Source organism: Komagataeibacter rhaeticus (genome assembly GCF_011611525.1).
GTDB lineage: Bacteria > Pseudomonadota > Alphaproteobacteria > Acetobacterales > Acetobacteraceae > Komagataeibacter > Komagataeibacter rhaeticus.
Map to the genome: position 1 here is coordinate 2278272 of NZ_CP050139.1, position 23925 is coordinate 2302196.

Here is a 23925-nt window from a genome sequence, read left to right on the forward strand (position 1 = left end):
TGTTAGCCCACGCTGCCTTCTAGGCTGATCTGCAGAAGCTTCTGGGCTTCCACCGCGAATTCCATCGGCAGTTCCTTGAGAACGTCCTTGCAGAATCCATTCACGATCAGCCCCACCGCGTCTTCTTCGGACAGGCCGCGCTGGCGGCAGTAGAACAGCTGGTCTTCCGATATCTTGGAGGTCGTCGCCTCATGCTCCACACGCGCGGACATGTTGCGGCTTTCGATATAGGGCACGGTATGCGCCCCGCAGCGATCCCCGATCAGCAGGCTGTCACACTGGGTGAAGTTGCGCGCGCCCGATGCCCTGGGCATCATCCGCACCAGGCCACGATACGTGCTGTCGGACTGGCCCGCGCTGATGGTCTTGGCGATGATGGTCGAGCGCGTGTTGCGCCCGATATGGATCATCTTGGTACCGGTATCGGCCTGCTGGTGGTTGTTGGTCACGGCAACGGAGTAGAACTCCCCCACCGACCCCTCGCCCTGCAGGATGCAGGACGGGTATTTCCACGTAATGGCGGAGCCGGTTTCCACCTGCGTCCATGAAATCTTGGATCGTGCGCCCCGGCACGCCCCGCGCTTGGTCACGAAATTATAGATGCCGCCGCGGCCGTTCTCGTCACCGGGGTACCAGTTCTGCACGGTGGAATACTTGATCGACGCATCTTCCATCGCCACCAGTTCCACCACGGCGGCATGCAGCTGGTTCTCGTCGCGCATCGGTGCCGTGCAGCCTTCAAGGTAGGAAACGGACGCCCCGTCCTCCACCACGATCAGCGTGCGTTCGAACTGCCCGGTATTGCGCGCATTGATGCGGAAATAGGTGGACAGTTCCATCGGGCAGCGCACGCCTTTGGGCACAAACACGAAGGAACCGTCGGTAAACACGGCGGCATTCAGCGCGGCGTAGAAATTGTCGGTAACCGGCACCACGCTGCCCAGGTATTTGCACACCAGTTCGGGATGTTCCTGCACCGCTTCGGAAATGGGGCAGAAGATCACGCCGGCTTCCTGCAATGTCTTGCGGAAGGTGGTGGCGACGGAAACACTGTCGAACACCGCATCCACCGCGACCGGCGGCCGGGCTTCCTGGCCCTCGGGCACTTCCACACCGGCCAGCATGGCCTGTTCGTGCAGCGGGATACCCAGCTTTTCGTAGGTGCGCAGCAGTTCGGGGTCGACTTCATCCAGCGATTTGGGGCCGGGCTTCTTACGCGGTGCCGCGTAGTAATGCACATCCTGATAGTCGATGGGCGGGTAACTGACCTTCGCCCATGTCGGCTCGCGCATTTCCAGCCATGAACGATAGGCCTTGAGCCGCCATTCCAGCATCCATTCCGGCTCGTTCTTGCGCGCCGAAATCAGGCGAATCGTCTCTTCATTCAGGCCCTTGGGGGCGATATCCATCTCGATATCGGTCTCGAACCCCCATTTATAGGTGTTCTGGCCCAGGGTTTCGACCGTCTTGCGGGTCTCGGCTACTGCCGGCATGTGTCTCTCCTCCCCTGAATTCAGGCCGTGGCCACGGGGCCACCGGGCGCGGACGGGACACGCAGCCCCCCCAGCCGGTCACCGACGGTATGATTCTTCATGTCGGACAGCATGATGACCGACAGGGCATTGCGGATGGCGGTGTTGACCAGATCCCACTCCCCACCCAGCCCGCAGGTGGAACGGGCATCACAGTCGCCCCCGTCCACGCAGGTGGTGAGCGAAATCGGGCCGTCAATCGCCTCGATCACGGCGGCGATCGATATTTCCTCCAGCGGGTGGGCCAGCCGGTAGCCGCCGCGCGCGCCGCGCTGGGAGGTCACGATTCCCTGGGTGGCCAGTATCTTGAGCACCTTTGCCACGGTCGGCTCGGGAATTCCCGTCGAACGCGACAGGACAGGCGAGGTCGTGACCTCTTCCTTCTGCCCCAGCCGGACCAGCGCCACGACGGCATAATCGGTCAGTTTCGACAGTTTCAGCATTACGCTCTCCCGTACATCCGGCCCGGCATTTCTAATTGGACCGAAACAGTACTGTTTCCTGAAGTTTCAGATGGGCTACCAGCAGCGCGCCGTCAAGTCCAATCGTGCCACACAAAATAGTCCTACCCGATCCCGGTTCCGAATATCAGCTGCAATAACATGGAAAGCCCACATCCGGCCAGAAAGCCCACCAGCGTGCCATTCAGCCGGATATACTGCAGATCCTTGCCCACGCGCAGCTCCAGCCGGTCGCTCAGGCTGGCCGCGTCCCATCCGTTGACCACCGAGTAAATAAACCGCGACATCCGGTCGCGCAGGAAGGGCAGGCTGCCCATCACCATGCCGCGCGCGCCATCTTCCACCCGCCTGCGCATGGTGGGGTCGTGATACATCTGCTCCGACAGGCGCTGCAGCGCGTCGCGCACCAGGGTGGCAACCCAGCTGGCCTCGCCCCTGCGGGTATCCTCCTCGATCAGGCGGCGCAGGCGATGCCAGACATCGCTGCTCCAGCCGCGCACGCTGTCATGGGTCAGCACGCCCTTCACGGCATCGGTAATCTCGCCCCGGCGCACGGGGTCCTGCTCGATCCGGTCGATCTCGGAACGGACCCAGGTGGTGAAGCCCTCACGCAGTTCTGAATTCTGCGGGTCGATGCGGTCCAGTTCCTGCCCCGCGGCCAGCAGCACCTTGGTGGCGATCGAACCGCCAATGGCCCAGCCCAGCACGCGCCCGCCCTGTTCGCGCACCCGGTCCTCGATCATGGCGCGCAGGGCCGGCTCCTTGGCCTTGATGCCTTCCTTCAGGCGGGAAAGCAGGAAGGACAGCACTTCCTGATGGCAGTCGCCCTCCACCATCGCGCGCAGGCTGCGGGTCACGATGGGGGCGATCTCCTCCCCGCCCAGCAGGGTGGGCAGCATGCCGGCAATGGCGGAACTGGCCCGCCCGTCCTCCAGCCGGTCCAGCACATGCGGCACGGAGCCCAGCACGGCGCGGTTGACCATATCCGCCGTTTCCGGTTCCTGCAGGATGTTCCCGATAAGCGAAGGCAGGTCGATGCGGCTGAAGGCGGCCTCGACCTCCTTTTCGGTAAATACGTTGTTGGAGACAAAGCGCCCCAGGGCCTGCGCCAGGCGCTCTTTCTGCGCGGGCAGGATGGCGGTGTGCGGAATCGGCAGGCCCATCGGCCTGCGGAACAGCGCGGTCACGGCAAACCAGTCGGCCAGTCCCCCCACAACCCCCGCCTTGGTGCCCGAACGCAGGATCTCAAGCCACGGCCGGTCCGCCAGCCACCCCATCTGGGGCAGGGCGTAGCCTGCAACCGTAAGGCCCGCCATGGCCGCGAGCAGCCCCGTTGCGGACCGCTTGTAGCGCAGCAGTACGCGCCGCGCGTCCTGGTCCGTCTGTGGAATACCGTTCATGAAGTCCCTGATACCATTGTCTCCGCGCCAGCCCAAGCAACACTCGGTGCGTCATGCCAAATAGGTGTGAAATATGTGGGAACACATTGCGGGCGGCCCCCGAACATGGGATTTGAAAAAACATGACGACCTTCCATGACAGGACAACACGATGACCGAAGCCGCTGCCCGGAATGTGTCCGCCCTTCTGCAACAGGCCAGCCGGCTGGTGGCCAGCCATGACGAGACCGCGTCCGGCAGTCCCGTCATGGCGCTGGCCCGCCATATCGGGCGGCAGATGGCGGCGGGCACCCTGCCCATGGACCAGGTGGAGGAAATCGTGCGCCTGCTGCGCGACCGGGCCTTTGCCGGCCGCGCGCACCACATCGCCACCTATCTTGACGGCCCTGACGAGCAGGCGGTGACCGCGCGCATGCACGCCGTGGCCCGGCGCATCGTCCAGCCCGACCCCGATGACAGCCCCGTGCCCATCGCGCGCTTCCGCGCCGCCATCGAACGCAGCCGCTTCGCCGCCGTGTTCACCGCCCATCCCACCTTCGCGCTGGCCAACCCGGTGTACGAGGCGCTGGCCGAACTCGCCTCCACCAATCCCGCCGCGCCGCCCGCCCATGTTCCCTCCTTCCTCACCCATCGCCGCGTGGGGCCGCCCACGCTGGATGAGGAGTTCACCCTGGCCACCCAGGCCATCATGCGCGGGCGCACGGCGCTGGACCGGCTGAACGCCATTCTTTTGTCCGAGGCCCGGACCCACTGGCCCCAGCTCTGGTCCACGCTGGTGCCGCGCCCCATCATCATGACCAGCTGGGTCGGGTACGATACCGATGGCCGCACCGATATCGGCTGGTGGGACACGCTGCGCCTGCGCCTGCGCATGAAGCAGCTCCAGCTTGGCCGCATGCACGACCAGATTAAGGATACCCCTGTCGCCAACGACCTGCTGACGCGCGTCAGCGCCGCGCTGGACGCGGTTGGCGCCCAGATCACCGCCTGCCCCACCGGGCCGGAACCGGAAGCCATCTCCCGCTTTGCCGATGTGCTGATCAACCGCAGCACGGAAGCCCTGACCAGCAGCAACGACCTGGCCGCCACCTTCAGCGAGGCGATCGACGCCGCCTCCCCCGAGGATAAAATGACCCTCGCCGTGGCGCGCGCGGGTTTCATGGCGCACGGGCTGTCGGCCGCCCACACGCATACCCGCCTGAATGCCACGCAGCTGCACAACATCGCCCGCCAGCGGCTGGGCATTACCGACAGCCCGGACATCCCCGCCCAGCGCCGCGCGCTGATCAGCCGGATGAACGAGGCACTGGAAAACGTCACCCCGGTCGAGATCGACTTCGGCTCGCTGCTGATGGAACAGGCCAGCGCCGGGCGGCTTATGATGACCGTGCGCCAGATCCTGCGCCATATCGACCGCACCAGCCCCATCCGCTTCCTGATTGCCGAGACCGAGACCGGCTACACCCTGCTGACCGCGCTGTGGCTGGCGCGGCTGTACGGGGTGGAGGAGATGATCGAGATCTCACCCCTGTTCGAGACACAGGAGGCACTGGAAAATGGCGAGCAGATCATCGAGGAAGCCCTGCGCTCCCCCCACTGGCGCGCCTACCTGCAGCGCACGCGCAAGCTCAGCCTGCAGTTCGGCTTTTCCGACTCCGGGCGCTACGTCGGGCAGCTGGCCGCGACCTACCTGATCGAACGGCTGCGCATCAAGGTATGCGACCTGCTGCGCAAGTGGGATCTTGCCTTTGTCGAGGTGATCCTGTTCGACACGCATGGCGAGAGCATTGGCCGTGGCGCCCATCCGTGGCGGCTGGCGGACCGCTTTGACTACCTCTCCCCGCCCCATGCCCGCGCCCGCTACGCCCGCGCCGGGATCCAGATGCGTGAGGAAACCGCGTTCCAGGGCGGGGACGGCTATCTCCTGTTCGGTACCCAGCCCCTTGCGGACGCCACGGTCAGCATCATTGCCGAACATGCCTTCGCCGCCACACCGCTGGACCGTGACCCGGTATATGACGAACCGGATTTCTCGGCCGATTTCTTCTCCACCATCGCCAATGGCATGACCGGCCTGGTGGAAGACCCGGGCTATGCTGCGCTACTGGGTGCGTTCGGTCCCTCGCTGATCGACAAGACCGGCTCGCGTCCTTCCGCCCGGCAGAGCGATGCCTCCTCCACCGTTACGCGCATAAAGCACCCCAGCCAGCTGCGCGCCATTCCCAACAATGCCATCCTGCAGCAGCTGGCATGGTGCGCCAACACGTTGCAGGGGCTGGGCACGGCGGCGGCCCGCCACCCCGAAACATTCGAGAAATACCTGGCCGAAAGCCCGCGTTTCCGCCGTGCCATGGATTTTGCGGCGCATGCCCTGGCCCATTCCGACCATGGGGTGCTGCGCGGCGTGATCCGCCTGCTGGACCCCGACCTGTGGCTGGAACGCGCCACCACGCAAAGCGACCCTGCACGGCAGGAAGCGTGCCTGACCCTTATGCACGGGCTGGAAAACCTGGATTTCTGGGCCAGCACGCAGGCCATGTTCCGCCGCATCCAGTCCGACCACCTGGCCCTGCGCCGTGCCTGGCCCGACGCGCCACGCATGCAGTCCGATGAACTGCTGCTGCATGCCATCCGCATCGCGCTGATCGAACAGATCTGGCTGCATTCCACCAAGGTGCCCTATTTCTCCCCCCGCCATGCCTTCTCACGCGATGTGCTGACACTGAAGGTGCTGTGCCTGGAAGTGCCAGGCGTGCTGGGCGAGCTGGAACAGATCTTCCCCTACCGCGCGGATAGCGGCTTCGACCTTGATTTCCACGAACCGCACGGACCAAGACAGGAAGGCACCTATCGCCGCGAATATACCGAGATATTCGAACCCATGCAGCGCCTGTTCCAGATGGTGCGCGAGATCAGCACGGGGGTCATGCACCATGTCGGTGCCTTTGGCTGAACCAGCGGCAAAGGCGGCCCGCAACGGGTGGAAGGTCAGCGAACCGCCGCCGCCCCATGACGTGCCCCTGCCCCAGTCCGACACCATAAGGCGGGTGGTGGCGAACAATCCTGGCCCCATGACCGGCAATGGCACCAACAGCTGGCTGGTCGAACACCCCGGTGGCTGCGTGGTGATCGATCCCGGCAGCAATGACCCCGCCCATCTGGATGCGCTGGCAGCCGCCGCCGGCAGCCAGCCCGTTACACACATCATCCTGACCCACACCCATCATGACCATCTTGATGGCGCCCGCCCGCTGGGGGCGCGGCTGGGTGTTCCGGTCTGTGGTTTTCATGCCAGCGCCGAGCCGGAATTCACGCCGGATATCGGCCTGCGTGATGGCGACAGGATTGCCGGCCTGCGCGTGCTGTACACGCCCGGCCATGCCAGTGACCATATCTGCCTTGAAACGCCCGATGGCATCATCCTGACCGGCGACCATGTGATGGGCTGGTCCACCACCATGATCCCGCCGGCCCCGTACGGCTCGGTCCGGCAGTTCCTGCACAGCATGGCCCTGCTGCGCGAGCGCCATGCCCGCCTGCTGCTGCCCGCCCACGGGCCAGCCATAACGCGGGTGGAAGAATGCATCGACGGTCTTGTGGCCCACCGTCAGGCGCGTGAGGAAAGCATCCTTGCCCTGATGCCCGCCAGTCCGCGCACGCTCGATGAAATCGTGGACGGCATGTACCACAACCTGCGCCCCGGCCTGCGCCGGGCGGCCCTGCTCAACCTGCAGGCCCATCTGGAAAAACTGGTGGAGGACGCAAAGGTCACACGGCAGGGAGACCTGTGGATGAAAACCATTCCCTGAACCGCCAAAAAAGGTTTTGGGTGCCGCCACTTTTCAGAAAAGCAGCGTTTCTCGAAGCTTTCTGGAAAAAGCCTCACCAAAAACTTTTATTCCCTTTTCATCAAAACGCTGCGCGGACCGTCCTGCCGGCAGCATAAAAAAACCGGCCCCCTTGCAGGGGCCGGTCTTTTTTTCAGGTGTTCCCGTCGGGAGAAGATCAGGCGGACTGCGCCATGATCTCTTCCGCAACATTGCGGGGCACCGGGTCGTAGTGGTGGAACTGCATCGTGAAGGATGCACGGCCCTTGGTCATGGAACGCAGGTGCGAGATGTAGCCGAACATTTCCTTCAGCGGCACCATCGCACGGACCATGACGGTGGACCCGGCCGTTTCCTGGCTCTGGATCATGCCACGACGGCGGTTGAGGTCACCCACCACGTCACCCACGTGATCGTTGGGCGTGGTCACTTCCACGTCCATGATCGGCTCGAGGATGACCGGACCGGCCTTCTTCATGCCTTCACGGAAGCAGGCCTTGGCCGCGATTTCGAACGCCAGCGCCGAGGAGTCGACATCATGGTACTTGCCGTCCAGCAGCGTGAACTTGAAGTCCACCGTGGGGAAGCCAGCCAGCACGCCGGTGGAAGCCTGGGCCTGGATGCCCTTGTCCACGGCCGGGATGTATTCCTTCGGCACGGTGCCGCCCACGACCTTGTTCTCGAAGGTGATGCCTTCGTTCCGCTCGACCGGCGCGAACTCGATCTTCACTTCCGCGAACTGGCCCGACCCACCGGACTGCTTCTTGTGGGTGTAGGTCTCGGTATGTGCCTGGGTGATCGTCTCACGATAGGCCACCTGCGGCGCACCGATATTCGCATCCACGCCATATTCGCGGCGCAGGCGGTCGATGATGATGTCGAGATGCAGCTCGCCCATGCCGGACAGGATGGTCTGGCCGGTTTCCTGATCGGTCTTCAGGCGCAGGGACGGATCTTCACCGGACAGCTTCTGCAGCGCCAGCGTCATCTTTTCCACGCCGTCCTTCGTCTTCGGCTCGACCGAGATGTCGATGACGGGGATCGGGAAGGTCATGCGCTCCAGCACCACCGGGTCAGCCGGGTCGGCCAGCGTGTCACCCGTCTGGGTGTCCTTCAGGCCAACGAAGGCCGCGATGTCACCGGCGTGGACTTCCTTGAGTTCCTCACGCTTGTCAGCGTGCATCTGGAAGATGCGGCCGATACGCTCCTTGTGGCCCTTCGTGGTGTTCAGCACGGTGTCACCGGTGCGCAGCACGCCACGATACACGCGCACGAAGGTCAGCGTGCCGTATTTGTCGTTGATGATCTTGAAGGCGAGGCCCGCAAACTTGCCATCCGGGTCAACCGGGATGATCGGCAGCTTGTTCTCGTCCACTTCCTCGTCTTCCGGCGGGGCGATGCGGATGCCTTCCACGTCGTCCGGCGCGGGCAGGAAGTCGATCACGGCGTCAAGCAGGGGCTGCACGCCCTTGTTCTTGAACGCGGTGCCGCACAGGACCGGGCGGAAGTCACCGGCAATGGTGCCCTTCTTGATGCAGCGCTTGAGCGTTGCAACGTCCACGTCGCCCTTCTCGAAGTATTCTTCCATCGCCGCGTCATCAACGGACAGGGCGGTGTCCAGCAGGTTCTGGCGCGCTTCGGCGGCCTTTTCCTTCAGGTCGGCGGGAATTTCCTCGTAGTGGAACTTGGCACCCAGCTCGCCACCTTCCCAGATGATCGCGCGCATCTCGACCAGGTCGACCACACCAACGAAGTTTTCTTCCGCACCGATGGGCAGCTGCAGCGGGATCGCCACGATGTCCAGCTTCTCCTTCAGCGTGTCGAACGCGTAGTAGAAGTTGGCGCCGGTACGGTCCAGCTTGTTGATGAAGATGATGCGCGGCACGTTGTAGCGGTCAGCCAGGCGCCAGTTGGTCTCGGACTGGGGCTGCACGCCGGCAACGCCTTCGATGATGAAGATCGCGCCATCAAGCACGCGCAGCGAGCGGTTGACTTCGATGTTGAAGTCGATGTGGCCCGGGGTGTCGATGATGTTGATGCGGTGGCCTTCCCACTCACACGTCACGGCGGCGGACGTGATGGTGATGCCACGCTCACGTTCCTGCGCCATGTAGTCGGTGGTGGTGTTGCCCTCGTGCACCTCACCGATCTTGTGGGACACGCCGGTGTAATACAGGATACGCTCGGTGGTGGTGGTCTTGCCGGCATCGATGTGCGCGGTGATACCGATATTGCGAATCAGGGAAAGATCAGACTTGGTGGACACGGGAGAACCTCCACAAGACAACACGGGCGCGAAGGGGAACCGCTCCCTTTCGCGCCTGCCGGAACCGTAAGCTGCTCCCGCCCTCAGTCTCTTTCAACCTGGACGACGCAGACCGGCACAGCGGAACAATGCGCCAGACTTCAGTCGGGCTTTGACAGCACCGGGCCGCCCGCCGCCCTTGCGGGTGGCGGGGACCACGCGGCGTGTCAGGCGACAGCGGCCTTCTTTTCCTGAACGCGCAGGATACGGCGCTTCACCGTCAGGGCTTCGGGCGTCAGCTTGCGGTTCGGGGTGGACAGCAGGAACGAATCCAGCCCGCCATTATGCTCGACCGTGCGGATGCCGTTGGTGGTCATGCGCATGGGAACCGCGGCGCCCAGGATATCGGACAGCAGCGAGGTTTCCTGCAGGTTGGGCAGGAAACGGCGGCGGGACTTGTTGTTGGCGTGGCTGACGTTGTTGCCGGTCAGCACGCCCTTGCCTGTGATCTGGCAGCGGCGAGACATTCTATCATCCTCGGGTATAACTGTGGCCGAGGCATAAATGCCCGGCAAGGATCATCTGGATTAGGCGCGGCTTATCGCCAAACCACCGCCAACAGTCAAGATGCATAAGCATGATTCGGCATATTTTGTGGCGCAGGGGCGGGAAATGACCCTGATTTCCCCTCCCCTGCCGCCCCGTTGGTTCAGCCGGCCGCGTGGTCATGGTCGGGATGGAGTTCACCCGCCTGCACGCTGTGCAGCGCGTTTTCCAGCATGCCCTGCATGGCCTCGCGCCCCATGGTGCGCGACAGCAGCCCAAGCGAGCCACCCAGCAGGGCGGAGGCTATGGCCATGGGCGGCAGGTTCTCGCCCAGCATGTATTCGATGGCCTTGTCCACCACCGCGCCACAGTGGCTCAGTTCGGGGGGGATGGCCTCGCCGCCGGGGGGCGGGGTGTTGGTATCCGTCATGTCACGGCTCCTTTTCGCGTTCCCCCTGATATGTACCGCCATGGCGCCGCTGACCAGTGCGGCGGGCACATGAAACCTGTCACAAGCGCGCAGGCGGGTCAGGTGGCGGCGGCTTCCTCCTCCGCCTGCACGGCCCACATCTCGGCATACACGCCGCCACGGGCCAGCAGGGCGCGGTGGGTGCCGCGCTCGACAATGCGCCCCTGCCCCATCACAAGGATTTCATCCACGTCCACGATGGTGGACAGGCGGTGGGCGATGATCAGCGTGGTGCGGTTGGCCGCCACCGTATGCAGGGCGGACTGGATTTCCTGCTCGGTGCGGGTGTCGAGCGCGCTCGTGGCCTCGTCCAGCACCAGCACGCGCGGGTTCTTGAGGATGGTGCGCGCAATCGCCACGCGCTGCTTTTCCCCGCCCGACAGCTTGAGCCCGCGCTCACCCACACGGGTGGCGTAGCCTTCGGGCAGGCTCATGATGAAATCATGGATGCAGGCCAGCCGTGCCGCCTGTTCGATCTCCGCCTGACTGGCCCCCAGCCGACCGTAGGCGATGTTGTAGCCAATCGTGTCGTTGAACAGGATGGTGTCCTGCGGCACCACGCCCACGGCCCCGCGCAGCGCCGCCTGCGACAGGGTGCGGATGTCGTGCCCGTCCAGCATGATGCGCCCCGATGTCACGTCATAGAAGCGGAACAGCAGGCGGCTGATGGTGGACTTGCCCGCCCCCGTGGGGCCGACAATGGCCACCCGGTGGCCCGCGGGGACATGGAAGCTGACCCCGCGCAGGATCTCACGGTCAGGACGGTAGCTGAAATGCACGTTCTCGAAACGGATGTCGGCGGCGGGCGCCTGGTCCAGCCGCGCGGGGATGCTGACGGCACCTGGCGCGTCGGTAATATCGGCCTGTTCGTCCATGAGCGCGAACATGTGCTCGAGATCCACCAGCGAGTTGCGAAGCGAGGTATAGACGCTGCCCAGGAAATTGAGCGGCATGTACAGCTGCATCAGATACGTATTGACCAGCACGAAATGCCCCACGGTCATCCGTCCTGCCTCCACATCCCGCCCGGCCATGAGCATGACGGCGATCAGGGCCACGGCGATGATCGCGGCCTGCCCGAAATTCAGCCCGTTGAGCGAGATCTGGGTACGGATGGCGGCATGTTCGTAGCGGTGCTGGGCGTCCTCGTAACGCCTGCGCTCATGGTCTTCATTGCCGAAATACTTGACCGTCTCGTAATTGAGCAGGCTGTCCAGCGCCTTCCAGCTCGCCTCGCTGTTGATCTCGTTCATCTGGCGCCGCAGCCCGATCCGCCATGACGTGAACTGGATGGTGAACAGCACGTACACCGCCACCGCCAGCAGCATCACCACGGCATAGCGCCAGTCAAACAGCCGCCAGATGACGACAATGACCATCAGTGCCTCGATCAGGGTGGGGGCCACGTTGAACACCCCCACGCGCAGCAGGGTCTCGATGGCCTCCGTCCCGCGCGCGATCGCCCGCGTAACACTGCCGGACTGCCGGTTCAGGTGGAATCGCAGGGAAAGCTGGTGCATGTGGGTAAAGCTGCGCATGGCCGCAATCCGGCTGATACGGTAGCGCAGCGGGGCGAACAGGGCGTCACGCAGTTCCCCCAGCCCCGCCGCCGCCATGCGCAGCAGGCCATAGGCCACGATCAGCACAAGCGGCATCATGACCGCCCGGCCCGCCGCCGGCTGCAGCGCGTCGATTACGCGACTGTAGGCATAGGGCACGCCAATGGTGGCGACCTTGGCCGCCACCAGCAGCAGGCATACCCCCACCACGCGCAGGCGGGTACGGCTGTCATGCCGGGGCCACAGATAGGGCAGCAGGCCGCGCAGGGTGGCGGCGGCGGAACGTTCCGGCCTGTCGTGCCGGTTCTTGTCTGGAACAGCCATATGCACGGCATGGGGCATATGACGCGGGTCTTGCAACCCATATTCCCCGCCGTCCATCGGGCGGTCTAGGATTGTCAGCCCCGGGACCAGCCGGTATGCCAGCCTTGGCCCGAAGCACAGGGATGGAACATGTCAGAGCGCCTCGAAGGTTTTTTTCGTCATATCGCCGCGTGCAACACGGCGGTGCTGCCCGGCGGGCGGCTGGAGTTCCGGCTGGGTGACCAGAGTGCCGGCTGGGTTCAGCCCGCCCTGCTGCCGGTCCTGCTGAAGCACGGCATGACCCAGGCGGGCAACAGCGTGACCCTGCCCGACCCCGCGCGGCTGGAACAGATAGGAGAAGCCATGGCGCGGGAGGGCGTGTACCGCTCCCACCACGAACTGTTCGATGTCTGGACCGACATGGCCCGCCCGCCCGTGGCCCGCATCGACCGGGGCGCGCTGCCGCTGTTCGGGCTTATGGCGGCGGGAGTGCACCTGAACGGCCTCGTGCGCGGGGCGGACGGGCTGCACCTGTGGATTGCCCGGCGGTCCATGACCAAGCGGCTGGACCCGGGCAAGCTGGACCATCTGGTGGCGGGCGGCATCCCGGCCGGGCATACGGCGGCCCAGGCACTGGTCAAGGAAGCGGCGGAGGAAGCCAGCCTGCCCCCCGAACTGGTGCGCACCGCCCGCCCCACGGCCGACATCCGCTACGCGCTGGACCGGCCGGAAGGGCTGCGCCGCGACGTGCTGCACTGTTTCGAACTGGACCTGCCACCTGATTTCGTGCCCGTCCCGGCGGATGGGGAAGTGGAGGAATTCCGCCTCATCCCCCTGCATGAAGCCTATGTGCTGGTGCGCGATACCGATGCGTTCAAGTTCAATGTCAACCTTGTGCTGATTGATCTGTTCCTGCGCACGGGCATGATTGATGAACACAGCCCCGCAGGCCAGCGCCTGCGCCAGGGCCTGACCGGCTGGCACGCCCCGGTCACTTCCTGAAACCAGCAAAGCCGCCCCGCGCAAGGACCCCGTGATGACCTGCCCCCCCAAGCCCCGCAAGATCCCCCACACCATCACGCAGCTTGGCCGCACCCGCCACGACGACTATGCGTGGATGAAGGATGACAACTGGCAGAACGTCCTGCGCGACCCGGCCCTGCTCCGCCCCGAGATTGCCGAACACCTGCGTGCCGAGAACGCCTATACCCACGCCGTCCTGTCCGGCACCGAGGCATTGCAGGACCAGCTCGTGGCCGAAATGAAGGGCCGCATGCAGCTGGACGACACCTATCCCGCCCTGCCGCACGGCCCGTTTTTCTACCAGACCAGCTACAGCGCGGGGGCGCAGTACCCGCTCTACAGACGCTACCCCGCCGGCAATGCGCAGGCCGTGCAGGTGCTGCTGGACGTGAACGACGCCGCACGGGGGCACGACTATTACGCCGTTGCCGCTGCCACCCACAGCCCCGACCACACCCTGTTCGCCCATGCGGAGGACACCCAGGGGTCCGAGATCTACCGCATCCGCATCCGGCATCTGGATGGCCAGTCCACCATCATCCCGACCGTGGACAACTGCAGCGGCGCGTTCGTCTTCTCCCCCGACAGCCGGTTCCTGTTCTGGGTCTGGCGCGACGAACATGGCCGTCCCGCGCGCGTCTACCGCCGCCGGATCGGGGAAGAGGCCGACACGCTGGTCTATGAAGAACCCGATCCCGGCTTTTTCGTGGGCGTGGAGGCCACGCGCTCGGGCGGATGGATCATCATTTCCACCGGCAACCATGATACTTCGGAAGCCTGGCTGGTGCCCGGCCATGACCCGCAGGCCCCCCCCGTCTGCGCGACACCGCGCCAGAGCGGGCTGATATACGGCCTGCACCATCAGGGCAGCCGCTTCATCATCCTGACCAATGCGGATGGCGCGGATGATTTCAGGCTCATGGAGGCCCCCGACACCGCGCCCGAACGGGCGAACTGGCGTGACCTCGTGCCCCATGAACCCGGACGCTACATAACCGACTGCATGGTATGGTCCGGCCATATCGCATGGCGCGAACGGCGCGACGCCAATACCCGCATCATCATCCGCGACCATGCAGGCGGCATCCGGGCGCTGGAACCCACCGAGGCCGCCTATGACCTGACCCTGGGCGGCGGGTATGAATACGACACGACCGAACTGCGCTATGTCTACCAGTCCCCCACCACGCCGCGACAGTGGCATGCGCGCGACATGGTGACGGGGGCGGACCAACTGCTCAAGCAGCAGGAAGTGCCTTCGGGCCATGACCCCGCGCAGTACCGCTGCTGGCGGCTCATGGCCACCGCGCCCGATGGGGAACAGGTGCCGGTAACCGTGCTGGGCCGCCATGATACGCCGGTTGACGGGTCCGCCCCGCTGCTGCTGTACGGTTATGGCGCCTATGGCCATGCCATTGATCCCGTCTTTTCCACCCGCGCGCTCAGCCTGGTGGACCGGGGCTGGTTCCATGCCATTGCCCATGTGCGTGGCGGGTCGGAAAAGGGATGGAACTGGTTCCTGGGCGGGCGTGGGCGCAACAAGCCCAACACGTTCACCGATTTCATCGCCTGCGCCACGACGCTGGCCGATGCAGGCTTCGGCGCGTCCGGCCGTATCGTGGCCGATGGGCGCTCGGCGGGGGGCATGGTCATGGGGGCAATCGCCAACATGCGGCCTGACCTGTTTGCCGGAATCGTGGCGGTGGTGCCGTTTGTCGATGAACTCAACACCATGTCCGACGCGTCCCTGCCCCTTACCCCGCCGGAATGGCCCGAATGGGGCAACCCGCTGGAAGACGTGCAGGCCTATGACCTGATTGCCAGCTACGCCGCCTATGAGCAGGTCGGCCCCCGCGCCTATCCCGCCATACTGGCCATGGGTGGACTGACCGACCCGCGCGTCACCTACTGGGAACCGGCAAAATGGGTGGCCCGCCTGCGTGACCACAACCGTTCAGACCGGCCCATCATGCTGCGCACCAACATGGAAGCGGGCCACCGGGGCGCAACGGGGCGCTTCGATTCACTGAAAGAAGCGGCACTGATCCACGCTTTTGCCCTGTGGGCCGTTGAAACGGCACCGCCAAAATAGGAAGACTATCCCAGTGGGCACGATTGCGTGAAGACCGGCCCGCCGACAGAACAGAGCCAGCTTTCCAGAGGAACGATCATGAAAGACCCCCACAACGCGGATCAGGATCGCATGCCCGCGCCCGGGGTGGAGGTGGAAGCGGAAACGGTTTCCACAATGCGGATCTTCCGCTCGTTCAGCGAGACACAGCGCACCCAGCGCGTGGCGCGCGCCCTGCTGGCGCTGTTTTTTGTGCTGCTGGCACTCTATACCGTGCGTGGCTTCCTGCCATCGCTGATATGGGGGTGCATCTTCGCCATCGCCTCCTGGCCGCTTTATGCGCGTGCACGCCAGCGGTGGCCCTCACGCGCGCACCAGGCCATGCTGCCGGTCGCCTTCACCCTGGCCATTGCCCTGATCTTCCTTGGCCCGCTGGCGCTGTTCGGCCTGGAAGCCGGGCGGGAGGCCGAAGGCGTGCTCCGGCTGCTCAATGATGCCCGGCATTCCGGCATTCCGGTTCCCCCCTGGATCAGCCGCCTGCCCTATGGCCAGCAGACAATCGAAACATGGTGGAACGACCACCTGAAGGACCCGGCAGACATTTCGGCCCTGCTCGGCTCGATGAATATCGGCCAGGGCATGAAGGTTACCCAGCAGCTCGGCTCACAGGTGCTGCATCGGGGCCTGCTGTTCATCTTTGCCATCCTGACCCTGTTCTTCCTACTCAAGGACGGGGATGCGGTCATCCGCCAGTCGCTCAATGTCTCACGCCGGGCCTTTGGCAAGCGCGGGGAACGGATTGCGCTGCAGATGATCGCCTCCGTCCACGGCTCGGTCTCGGGGCTGGTGCTGGTGGGCATTGGCGAAGGCATGCTGATGGGCCTTGCCTATCTGGTGGCGGGCGCCCCGCATCCCTTCCTGTTCGGGGTGATCACGGCCATTGCCGCCATGATTCCCTTCTGCGCGCTGATTGCCATTGGCGCCGTGGCCCTGCTGCTGCTGGTCAATACCGGCGCGGTACTGACGGCGGTGGCCATTGTCCTGTTCGGGCTGGCGGTGATTTTCCTGGCGGACCACCTGGTGCGTCCCGCCCTGATCGGCGGCACGACGCAGCTGCCCTTCCTGTGGGTGCTGATGGGCATTCTGGGCGGGGCGGAAAGCTGGAGCCTGCTGGGGCTGTTTGTCGGCCCTGCCATCATGGCCGTGCTGCACATGCTGTGGCTGAACTGGAGCCGGGCACGCTACTGACGCGTGCCCATGAGGCCGGAACCGCAACCGGCCGCCCACCCAGGCACATAAACAAAAAAAGCATCCCTTTCAGGATGCCTTGACTGTTTCCTTACGGAAAATTCTATCGCAGACAGGGATATCGGGCAGGCGGGATTCGAACCCACGACCCCCAGTCCCCCAGACTGATGCGCTACCAGGCTGCGCTACTGCCCGCCTGTCTGCGATGGGCAGGGTGTAGCAGCCACCGGGGGGGACCGCAAGGGATGTTCTGACCAAAAATGAAAAAAAACCATCTGGTCAGAGCAGCACCATTTTCAGACCGGCACCATTTCACGCAGGGCCTGTAGTTCCACCAGCACGCCGCGCAGGCTGTCACGCAGCACCGCATTTTCCGCCTGCAGGCGTTCAAGCTCGATCATGACAAGCTGCTCAAGCGGGGGTTCCGCGTCTTCGTTGTCCGTCATGTCCGCCTGCACGGGCATGATGGCTGCGGGACGACTGGCCGGCTCCGTCCCCGCCGCCGCTCCGTCGCCAGCAGCGGGCCGTGCTGCGGCAGGGACAGAAGCCACGTCTTCCGCCGCGACAGGAGCGGGCACAACTTCCGTCACGGCTGTAACCTGTTCCACGACCAGCATGGGGGCCGCCACGGCCGGGATCTCCACCTGTAGTGGCGCAGCCGGGGCCTCATGCGGCGGGACAGGCGGCAGCATGCCAGCAGGCGGGATGGCATCACACGCCCCGGATTCCCCTGCCGGGATTACGGCCTCAAGCGTCGGGGCCGACGAGAGTGTGCTGTTGGCAAGCTGGCTGCGGGCAAGCTCCGCCTGGGCCTGCGCAAGGGAGAGCTTCTTTACGTAAAGCAGGTTGGCTATCTGACGCAGCACCGCGATATCGTGCGCGCGGTAGGAACGCCGCCCCCCCGGCCCACGCAGCGGGCGCAACTGTGGAAAACGCGCTTCCCACATACGCATGACATGCTGCGCCAGCCCCAGTTCGCGCGCGACTTCATAGATCGGCAGCGTATCGGGTTCCGGATACGCCACCCCGGCGGGCATGGTCCCTTCCGGATGATCCTGCATGCTCATTCGTCATCTCCTTCCGGCAGGTTTTCCCCGCCGGCCTGTCCATTGACATGGGCACGAAGCAGCTGACTGGGCCGGAAAACCAGAACGGAACGCGGAAGAATCGGCACCTCCACGCCCGTCTTGGGATTCCGCCCCGTCCGCTGTCCCTTCTGCCGGACAGAAAAGGTGCCGAATCCGCTAATTTTCAGGGTATCGCCGGTTTCAAGTGTCCGTACCATCCGCTCCAGGATATCTTCCAGAATATCGGCGGATTCATGGCGGGACAGGCCGACCTGATCATATATCTGTTCTGCCAGAGTGGCGCGCGTCACGGTGCTCATGCACAAACGTTATGCATGCCCGCCCGCAACGTCAATTGAATGTGGCAAAACGGCAGGCAGATTATTGCCCGCCCTTTTCAATGTGGTACCGAAACGACATTAGAGCCGCGCCAGCGCAGACCCCCATGTCAGGCCACCCCCCAGTGCTTCCATCAGCACAAGGTCGCCCTTCCTGATCCGCCCGTCGCGCACGGCCTCGTTCAGCGCCAGCGGAATGGAGGCGGCCGAGGTATTGGCATGCCGGTCCACCGTCACCACCACCCGTTCGGGCGGCAGGTCCAGCTTGCGGGCCACGCCATCAATAATGCGCAGGTTGGCCTGGTGCGGCACCAGCCAGTTCACGTCCGCATGGCCCAGACCATTGGCCGCCAGTGCCTCGTCAACCGAAGAGGACAGCTTGGCCACCGCGTGGCGGAACACATCACGCCCCTGCATGCGCAGGTGGGCGGGCCTGTCATGCTGCCCCGTGGCGCCATCCACATACAGCAGGTCGCCGTACTGCCCGTCTGAATGCAGGTGGGTGGACAGGATTCCCGCCTCACCATCCTCCGGCCCGGCGCCGGTCAGGAACACCGCCCCCGCCCCGTCGCCAAACAGCACGCAGGTGCCCCGGTCCGACCAGTCCAGGATACGGGAATAGACTTCGCTGCCAATGACCAGCGCGGAGCGGGCCTGCCCGCTGCGAATCAGCGAATCGGCCATGGAAAGCGCAAAGATGAACCCCGAACACGCGGCCGCCAGGTCAAAACCGAATCCACGGGTCATGCCCAGTGCGGCCTGCACGCGCACGGCGGTGGCGGGAAAGGCTTCGTCCGGCGTACTGGTGGCAACGATTACCGCATCCACATCGTCCGGGCTGGCGCCTGCATAATCCAGCGCCTGCCGGGCGGCATGGGCCGCCATGCTGACGGCGGTGTCCCCTTCGCCCGCCCTGTGGCGCTGCCTGATGCCGGTGCGGGCCCGAATCCATTCATCGGATGTATCGAGTCCGGTCGCCAGTTCATCATTTGTAACGATCCGCTCCGGCAGGTAACCACCAAACCCGGACAGAAGCGCGCGTTTCGCCGTCATGCCTGTCTTTCCACCAATATCATCTCACATGCGCAGGTGGGCGCAGGCAGGGCCGCCTGCCACCATACCGGATGCCACAGGGTCAGGACGCAGGAACCGCCTGCGACTGGTCGGGGCTTGCCTTGACGGATGTCAGGCTTTCCATATGGGCAAGGCGTTCACGTATCCCGTCGGTAAAGCGGTGGGTGACCATGTCCATCGCCACATCCACGGCGGCGGCGAAGCCTTCGGCATCCGTGCCGCCATGGGACTTGACCACAACACCGTTCAGCCCGACGAACACGGCGCCATTGTACCGGCGCGGGTCAAGCCATTCCTTCATCCGTTCCAGCCCGGGGCGCACCAGCAGGTAACCAATCCGGCCCAGCAGGTTGGCGGTAAAGACCTGCCGCAGCAGGGTGAACGCCATTTTCAGCGCGCCTTCGCCGGTTTTCAGGGCCACGTTGCCGGTAAAGCCGTCCGTCACCACCACATCGGTCGTACCGGCGGTAATGTCGTGGCCTTCCACAAAGCCATGGAACTGGCGGGCCAGCGGGCTGCCCCGCAGCACCTCGGCCGCCTGGCGCAGGCGCTCGTCGCCCTTCAGTTCCTCGGACCCCACATTGAGCAGCCCGATCGTGGGGGCGGGAAGCCCCAGCACCGCCTTGGCAAAGGCCTCGCCCATCACGGCGAACTCCACCAGGTTACGCCAGTCGCACGATACGTTCGCCCCAAGGTCCAGCATGACCACATCCCCCCGCGTGGTGGGGCTTATGGCGGCCATGGCCGGGCGGGTTATGCCGGGCAGGGTTTTGACGACAATCTTGGCCAGTGCCAGCATGGCACCGCTGTTCCCCGCGGAAACGACGCCCTGCGCCTCCCCCCGGGCAACCACGTCCATGGCCAGCCGCATGGACGAATCGCGTACGCGCAGGGCCGCGGTGGGCTTCATGTCCATGGGAATGGATGATGCCGCCGGCCGGATTGTGCAGATGGCGGCCGCGCGCGGATGGCGGGCCAGAAGGCTGGACAACTTCGCCTCATCCCCCACCAGAAGGATTCTGGCCGAAGGATGGCGGTCTGCTGCAATCGCCAGTCCGGCCACTACAACTTCCGGACCACCATCCCCGCCCATGCCGTCAATGGCAAGGGTGTAGGGCCCAGTCTCGGGAAGGGAGGAACCTGTCTCGCTCATGCTCGTCTTGTGCCGGGTAGGAAAGGAACGCGCAAGATGCGGGCCATACACTTTGGCATGACCCCGCTCCCGCGCCCCCCCGGACAGGACGGCCCGGGGGCGCCCACCGGCGCGGCCCCCGTGGACCGCGCCGTGACCGGGTAACGACGCCAGTGGCGCCCTGTTATCAGGCGCGGACCGCCGTCTTCAGCGCCTTGCCGGCGGATGCGACTTCGCGGCCGTCATAATGCCCGCAATGGCTGCAGACATGGTGCGGGCGCTTGAGTTCGCCACAGTTGGAGCATTCCGCATGCGCCGGAACACTGAGCGCCGCGTGGCTGCGACGCATGCCACGACGGGACGGGGAGGTTTTTCTCTTGGGTACAGCCATGGGCCTGGGCCCCTCCGATCTGGATCACAACCGGCAGGCACACCCTCGTGGCGTTACACCGGTCAGTTATCAATAATTGAGGGGGGCGCTCTAGCAGACCATTCACACTTGCGCAAGAGACCCCGTGCAAGGTTTACGGCCAGCGCCCCCCTCTGTCGTGCTCTTCCTTGCGTCAGTTCCGCTTTTTTTTCAACTCGGCCAGAGCGGAAAAAGGCTGCCTGCGCGTGGATTCTTCGGGTTCGGCCTCTTCCGTGCCGGCAAATTCGGCCGGAATCCGGCTGCCCGGCTTGTGCGGATACGGGTCCAGCGCCAGCGAAAGTTCTTCCGTCGCCAGTTCCCCCAGGTCGATGCTGTCGCGCGCGTAGGGGACTTCATCGACGCTGAAGGGGTCGATCTCGTCATCCTCGCGGAAGCGTTCGGCGGGAATGCAGCGCACGGTGAACGATTCCGCCAGCACGTCCTCGAACGGTTCCAGGCTGACCACGCATTCCTGTGTCACATGGGCGGTCAGCCAGCCTTCGGCCAGCACCTCCCCATCCCGCCCCGGCGCCAGCCGGTAACGGCACGACAGGTTGCGCAGGCCGGGAATGCCCAGCCGGGTGGCCAGCCTGCGGCATTCCGCATCCGATGCCTCGACCACCGTCTCCATGCCACGGGCCGGGATGCGCCCCACGGCAAGGGGGCGGGAAAATTCTGCATCCATGTTTTCTACTCCTGCGCGTGCGTGGATACCCCCCCACCGGCGTGCAAGCGGGTGGAAAGAGCATCGGATCGCCGTGTTTTTCCATCGGCGGGGCGATCGGTGATTGACTTCATTTCCCCGATGGGGCACCGGAAAGACGAACATCATTACGCGCCATGCCCTTATTTCAGGATATTATCCGGACCATGCGGTCACCCAAGGACACCATGCCCCGCCCCCGTTCATTACGCCTGTTTTGGTGCGCTGTCATCGGGGCAGGCGTGGCGCTGTCGGGGTGTTCGGTCTTCAAGCCCAGCGTGGTCCAGCGCGGCTCGCTGGTCGAGGCGGACGATTACAACAAGCTCAAGGTGGGCGAGACGTCACGCTCGGACGTGATGGATGCGCTGGGTTCCCCCACCGGGCGCGCCACGTTTGACGACAATACATGGATCTACGTCTCGATGACCCATGTGCTTGTCCCCATCAGCTTTCCGCAGGTCCGCAAGCAGGACGTCGTGGTCCTGACCTTCGACCAGAACGGTATCCTGCGCAACCTGCGCAGCCTGCACAAGAACGATGCCCGCTACGTGACCATGGCGGCGGGACGCACCCCCACCCCCGGCACCAAGATCAACATCATGCAGCAGATCCTGGGCAATGTGGGCCGCTACAACCCGCTCAGCCAGATGACCAGTACCTATGGCGGCAGCATGGGTCCGATGAACAGCATGAACGGCGGCCCCGGCCATGGCGGGTCGGGCAACAGCCTGCCCTGATTGCCTGACCCCGCCGCCCGTTCAGACGGGCAGCACGATACGGACCCGCGCGCCCCCCATCGGACTGGACTCCAGTCCGATATGCCCCCCATGGGCGTGAATGATGTCCCGTGCTATGGCCAGTCCCAGGCCGGTTCCCCCCGCGGCGCCACTTTCGAAGGGACGGAAGACGTGCTCACGCCGTGCCTCCTCCACCCCGCAGCCATCATCATCCACATACAGCACCACCTGCCTGCGCCCGCTCTCGGCTGAAAAGACAATCCGGTCCGCATGCCGGCGTGCGTTCTCCGCCACGTTGCTAAGCACGCGCCGCAGGGCATTGGGCCGTCCGGTGATGCTCAGCCCCGCGGGCGTGATGGACCGGACTGCCGCCTGCGCGCCCATGCGGCGCAGGGTGGCCACGATTTCCTCGAACATGTCCTCCACCCGGATCACGGCTGGCATTTCAGCACCTTCCCCCCGCGCAAAGGACAGGTAGCCCTCGATCATGTGCTCCATTTCCCCGATATCGCCAATCATGTCGGCAATGTCGGGCTGCAGGTCGGCGGCCTCCACCCGGCCCGCGCGCGGCAGCATGGCCAGTGACAGGCGCAGGCGGGTCAGGGGCGTGCGCAGGTCGTGCGAGACACCGGCCAGCACGGTCGTGCGCTGTTCCACAAAGCGGTTGATGCGGTCACGCATGCGGTTGAAGGCAACCGCCGCCTTGCGGATCTCCTGCGCGCCCTCGGGCACGATGGGCACGGTATCGCGTCCCAGCCCGAACAGTTCCGCCGCCCGCGCCAGCCGCCTTATGGCGCGCACCTGGTTGCGCATGAACAGCGCCGCGATCAGGAACAGCAGCAGCGCGCTGCCTGAGGCCCATGCCACGAACAGCCACACGGGCGCGACGACCAGCCGCTTGCGCAGTGCCACGACCTGCAGCACGCCAATCGGTGTCTGCACCGCGATCACGACCCGGTGGTGCGCCTGCTTCCAGTCCACGAAGGTGGGCCAGCGCACGGCGGCCTGCAGGTCATGGGCCAGATCCTCGTCAATCGGGCCAAGAACGTGGTTGGAACCGCTTCTGTGCAGGCTTTCGCCCGCGTGCAGGGTCATGACCAGACCCGCCCGGCGGCCGGCATCCTCCAGTATCCACTGCCTGTCAGCGGGGGCCGGATAGCGTTCGAGCATGTCCAGCGTCATGGAAATGGTGGTGGCCATGTCCCCCGACAGGCGGCGCGAGACGACCTGCAGATAATGCCCATAGAACAGTTCGAGCGAAATGGCCTGCGTGGCCAGAAGCGGGATGAACCCGATCAGCAGCATGCGCCCCAGCAGCGAGCGCGGCAGGATGCGGCGGACCAGCCGTTCACGCACCCGGCGCCAGCGGGGCTGCGCGCTGTCCATGACGGGGGGAGACTCCATGCCTTGACCTTCTCCGCTGCTTCCTTTTTTCGGGCACGAAAAAACCGGCTCCCTTGCGGAAAGCCGGTTTCTTGCGGGTCAGACCCGTATCCTATCCCGATAACGCGCGGGCTTAGAAGCCTTCGCGCTCCAGGCGCTTGCGCTCCATCTTGCGGGCGCGACGCACGGCTTCGGCAGCCTCGCGCGCCTTGCGCTCGGACGGCTTTTCGTAGTGGCGACGCAGCTTCATTTCGCGGAAGATGCCTTCACGCTGCATTTTTTTCTTGAGGGCCTTGAGGGCCTGATCAACATTGTTGTCACGAACGAGAACCTGCACTGGGTCGTCAACTCCTGATCTGCCATCCGGTATGGATGAGCCATGAAACTGAAACTTGGGG

Annotated in this window: 21 protein-coding genes and 1 tRNA gene; 6 read left to right on the top strand and 16 right to left on the bottom strand. The window is 64.7% G+C overall.

Going from position 1 to position 23925, the window contains the following annotated elements; translation table 11 throughout:
* Nucleotides 1–2: 2 nt before the first annotated feature.
* The 3 genes from sufB to GWK63_RS10365 form a co-directional block, all read right to left on the bottom strand.
* Nucleotides 3–1493, bottom strand: coding sequence for a Fe-S cluster assembly protein SufB (gene sufB, locus GWK63_RS10355; protein ID WP_007399806.1), 1491 nt, complete (start codon nt 1491–1493; stop codon nt 3–5).
* 20 nt (nt 1494–1513) lie between these two features.
* Nucleotides 1514–1975: an SUF system Fe-S cluster assembly regulator gene (locus GWK63_RS10360; RefSeq protein ID WP_007399805.1), complete on the bottom strand. Its 462-nt coding sequence runs from the start codon at nt 1973–1975 to the stop codon at nt 1514–1516.
* A 122-nt stretch (nt 1976–2097) separates the two neighbouring features.
* On the bottom strand, nt 2098–3393 hold the full coding sequence (locus GWK63_RS10365) for a DUF445 domain-containing protein (protein ID WP_034933385.1): 1296 nt from the start codon (nt 3391–3393) through the stop codon (nt 2098–2100).
* A 151-nt stretch (nt 3394–3544) separates the two neighbouring features.
* Here GWK63_RS10365 and GWK63_RS10370 point away from each other — a divergent pair, with 151 nt between their 5' ends.
* A complete protein-coding gene (locus GWK63_RS10370; protein WP_007399802.1) occupies nt 3545–6346 on the top strand; it encodes a phosphoenolpyruvate carboxylase in 2802 nt (933 codons plus the stop codon).
* Nucleotides 6327–7202 (top strand): MBL fold metallo-hydrolase, encoded by an 876-nt coding sequence (locus GWK63_RS10375; protein WP_034932956.1) that lies wholly within the window; start codon nt 6327–6329, stop codon nt 7200–7202. The genes GWK63_RS10370 and GWK63_RS10375 overlap by 20 nt, the downstream gene beginning before the upstream one ends.
* 196 nt (nt 7203–7398) lie before the next feature.
* Here GWK63_RS10375 and fusA read toward each other — a convergent pair whose 3' ends face one another.
* The 4 genes from fusA to GWK63_RS10395 form a co-directional block, all read right to left on the bottom strand.
* Nucleotides 7399–9486 carry an elongation factor G gene (gene fusA / locus GWK63_RS10380; protein WP_007399799.1) on the bottom strand — a complete coding sequence of 696 codons (2088 nt, stop codon included), beginning with the start codon at nt 9484–9486 and terminating at the stop codon, nt 7399–7401.
* Between the two features lie 206 nt (nt 9487–9692).
* The gene (gene rpmB, locus GWK63_RS10385; RefSeq protein WP_007399798.1) at nt 9693–9992 is read right to left on the bottom strand and encodes a 50S ribosomal protein L28; all 300 of its coding nucleotides are present in this window, start codon (nt 9990–9992) and stop codon (nt 9693–9695) included.
* A gap of 182 nt (nt 9993–10174) precedes the next feature.
* On the bottom strand, nt 10175–10441 hold the full coding sequence (locus tag GWK63_RS10390; RefSeq protein WP_034932959.1) for a hypothetical protein: 267 nt from the start codon (nt 10439–10441) through the stop codon (nt 10175–10177).
* Between the two features lie 98 nt (nt 10442–10539).
* Nucleotides 10540–12381, bottom strand: coding sequence for an ABCB family ABC transporter ATP-binding protein/permease (locus GWK63_RS10395; protein ID WP_034932961.1), 1842 nt, complete (start codon nt 12379–12381; stop codon nt 10540–10542).
* A gap of 111 nt (nt 12382–12492) precedes the next feature.
* Here GWK63_RS10395 and GWK63_RS10400 point away from each other — a divergent pair, with 111 nt between their 5' ends.
* From GWK63_RS10400 to GWK63_RS10410, 3 genes are all read left to right on the top strand, one after another.
* Nucleotides 12493–13344, top strand: a complete 852-nt coding sequence (locus tag GWK63_RS10400; protein WP_099963183.1) for an NUDIX hydrolase — start codon at nt 12493–12495, stop codon at nt 13342–13344.
* A gap of 34 nt (nt 13345–13378) precedes the next feature.
* Nucleotides 13379–15457: a S9 family peptidase gene (locus GWK63_RS10405; RefSeq protein ID WP_039999704.1), complete on the top strand. Its 2079-nt coding sequence runs from the start codon at nt 13379–13381 to the stop codon at nt 15455–15457.
* A 78-nt stretch (nt 15458–15535) separates the two neighbouring features.
* Entirely contained in the window at nt 15536–16684 is a 1149-nt protein-coding gene (locus tag GWK63_RS10410) for an AI-2E family transporter (RefSeq protein WP_034932971.1), read from the top strand.
* A 121-nt stretch (nt 16685–16805) separates the two neighbouring features.
* Here the strand turns inward: GWK63_RS10410 and GWK63_RS10415 are convergent.
* The 7 genes from GWK63_RS10415 to GWK63_RS10445 form a co-directional block, all read right to left on the bottom strand.
* Nucleotides 16806–16879, bottom strand: a tRNA-Pro gene (locus tag GWK63_RS10415).
* Nucleotides 16880–16980: 101 nt separating this feature from the next.
* Nucleotides 16981–17751 carry a MerR family transcriptional regulator gene (locus GWK63_RS10420; protein WP_007399791.1) on the bottom strand — a complete coding sequence of 257 codons (771 nt, stop codon included), beginning with the start codon at nt 17749–17751 and terminating at the stop codon, nt 16981–16983.
* Nucleotides 17748–18071, bottom strand: coding sequence for an integration host factor subunit alpha (locus GWK63_RS10425; protein WP_034932977.1), 324 nt, complete (start codon nt 18069–18071; stop codon nt 17748–17750). The genes GWK63_RS10420 and GWK63_RS10425 overlap by 4 nt, the downstream gene beginning before the upstream one ends.
* A 99-nt stretch (nt 18072–18170) precedes the next feature.
* Nucleotides 18171–19142 carry a beta-ketoacyl-ACP synthase III gene (locus GWK63_RS10430; RefSeq protein WP_007399789.1) on the bottom strand — a complete coding sequence of 324 codons (972 nt, stop codon included), beginning with the start codon at nt 19140–19142 and terminating at the stop codon, nt 18171–18173.
* An 82-nt stretch (nt 19143–19224) separates the two neighbouring features.
* Nucleotides 19225–20316: a phosphate acyltransferase PlsX gene (plsX, locus tag GWK63_RS10435; RefSeq protein WP_039999701.1), complete on the bottom strand. Its 1092-nt coding sequence runs from the start codon at nt 20314–20316 to the stop codon at nt 19225–19227.
* Nucleotides 20317–20482: 166 nt separating this feature from the next.
* The gene (gene rpmF, locus GWK63_RS10440) at nt 20483–20686 is read right to left on the bottom strand and encodes a 50S ribosomal protein L32 (RefSeq protein ID WP_010506434.1); all 204 of its coding nucleotides are present in this window, start codon (nt 20684–20686) and stop codon (nt 20483–20485) included.
* A 172-nt stretch (nt 20687–20858) separates the two neighbouring features.
* Nucleotides 20859–21389 carry a YceD family protein gene (locus GWK63_RS10445; protein ID WP_034932984.1) on the bottom strand — a complete coding sequence of 177 codons (531 nt, stop codon included), beginning with the start codon at nt 21387–21389 and terminating at the stop codon, nt 20859–20861.
* Nucleotides 21390–21574: 185 nt separating this feature from the next.
* Here GWK63_RS10445 and GWK63_RS10450 point away from each other — a divergent pair, with 185 nt between their 5' ends.
* Entirely contained in the window at nt 21575–22144 is a 570-nt protein-coding gene (locus tag GWK63_RS10450; protein ID WP_034932987.1) for an outer membrane protein assembly factor BamE, read from the top strand.
* Between the two features lie 21 nt (nt 22145–22165).
* Here the strand turns inward: GWK63_RS10450 and GWK63_RS10455 are convergent, their stop codons facing one another.
* Nucleotides 22166–23548, bottom strand: coding sequence for a sensor histidine kinase (locus tag GWK63_RS10455; protein ID WP_112210064.1), 1383 nt, complete (start codon nt 23546–23548; stop codon nt 22166–22168).
* A gap of 112 nt (nt 23549–23660) precedes the next feature.
* Nucleotides 23661–23864 (bottom strand): 30S ribosomal protein S21, encoded by a 204-nt coding sequence (gene rpsU / locus GWK63_RS10460; protein ID WP_010506446.1) that lies wholly within the window; start codon nt 23862–23864, stop codon nt 23661–23663.
* Between the last annotated feature and the right edge of the window lie 61 nt (nt 23865–23925).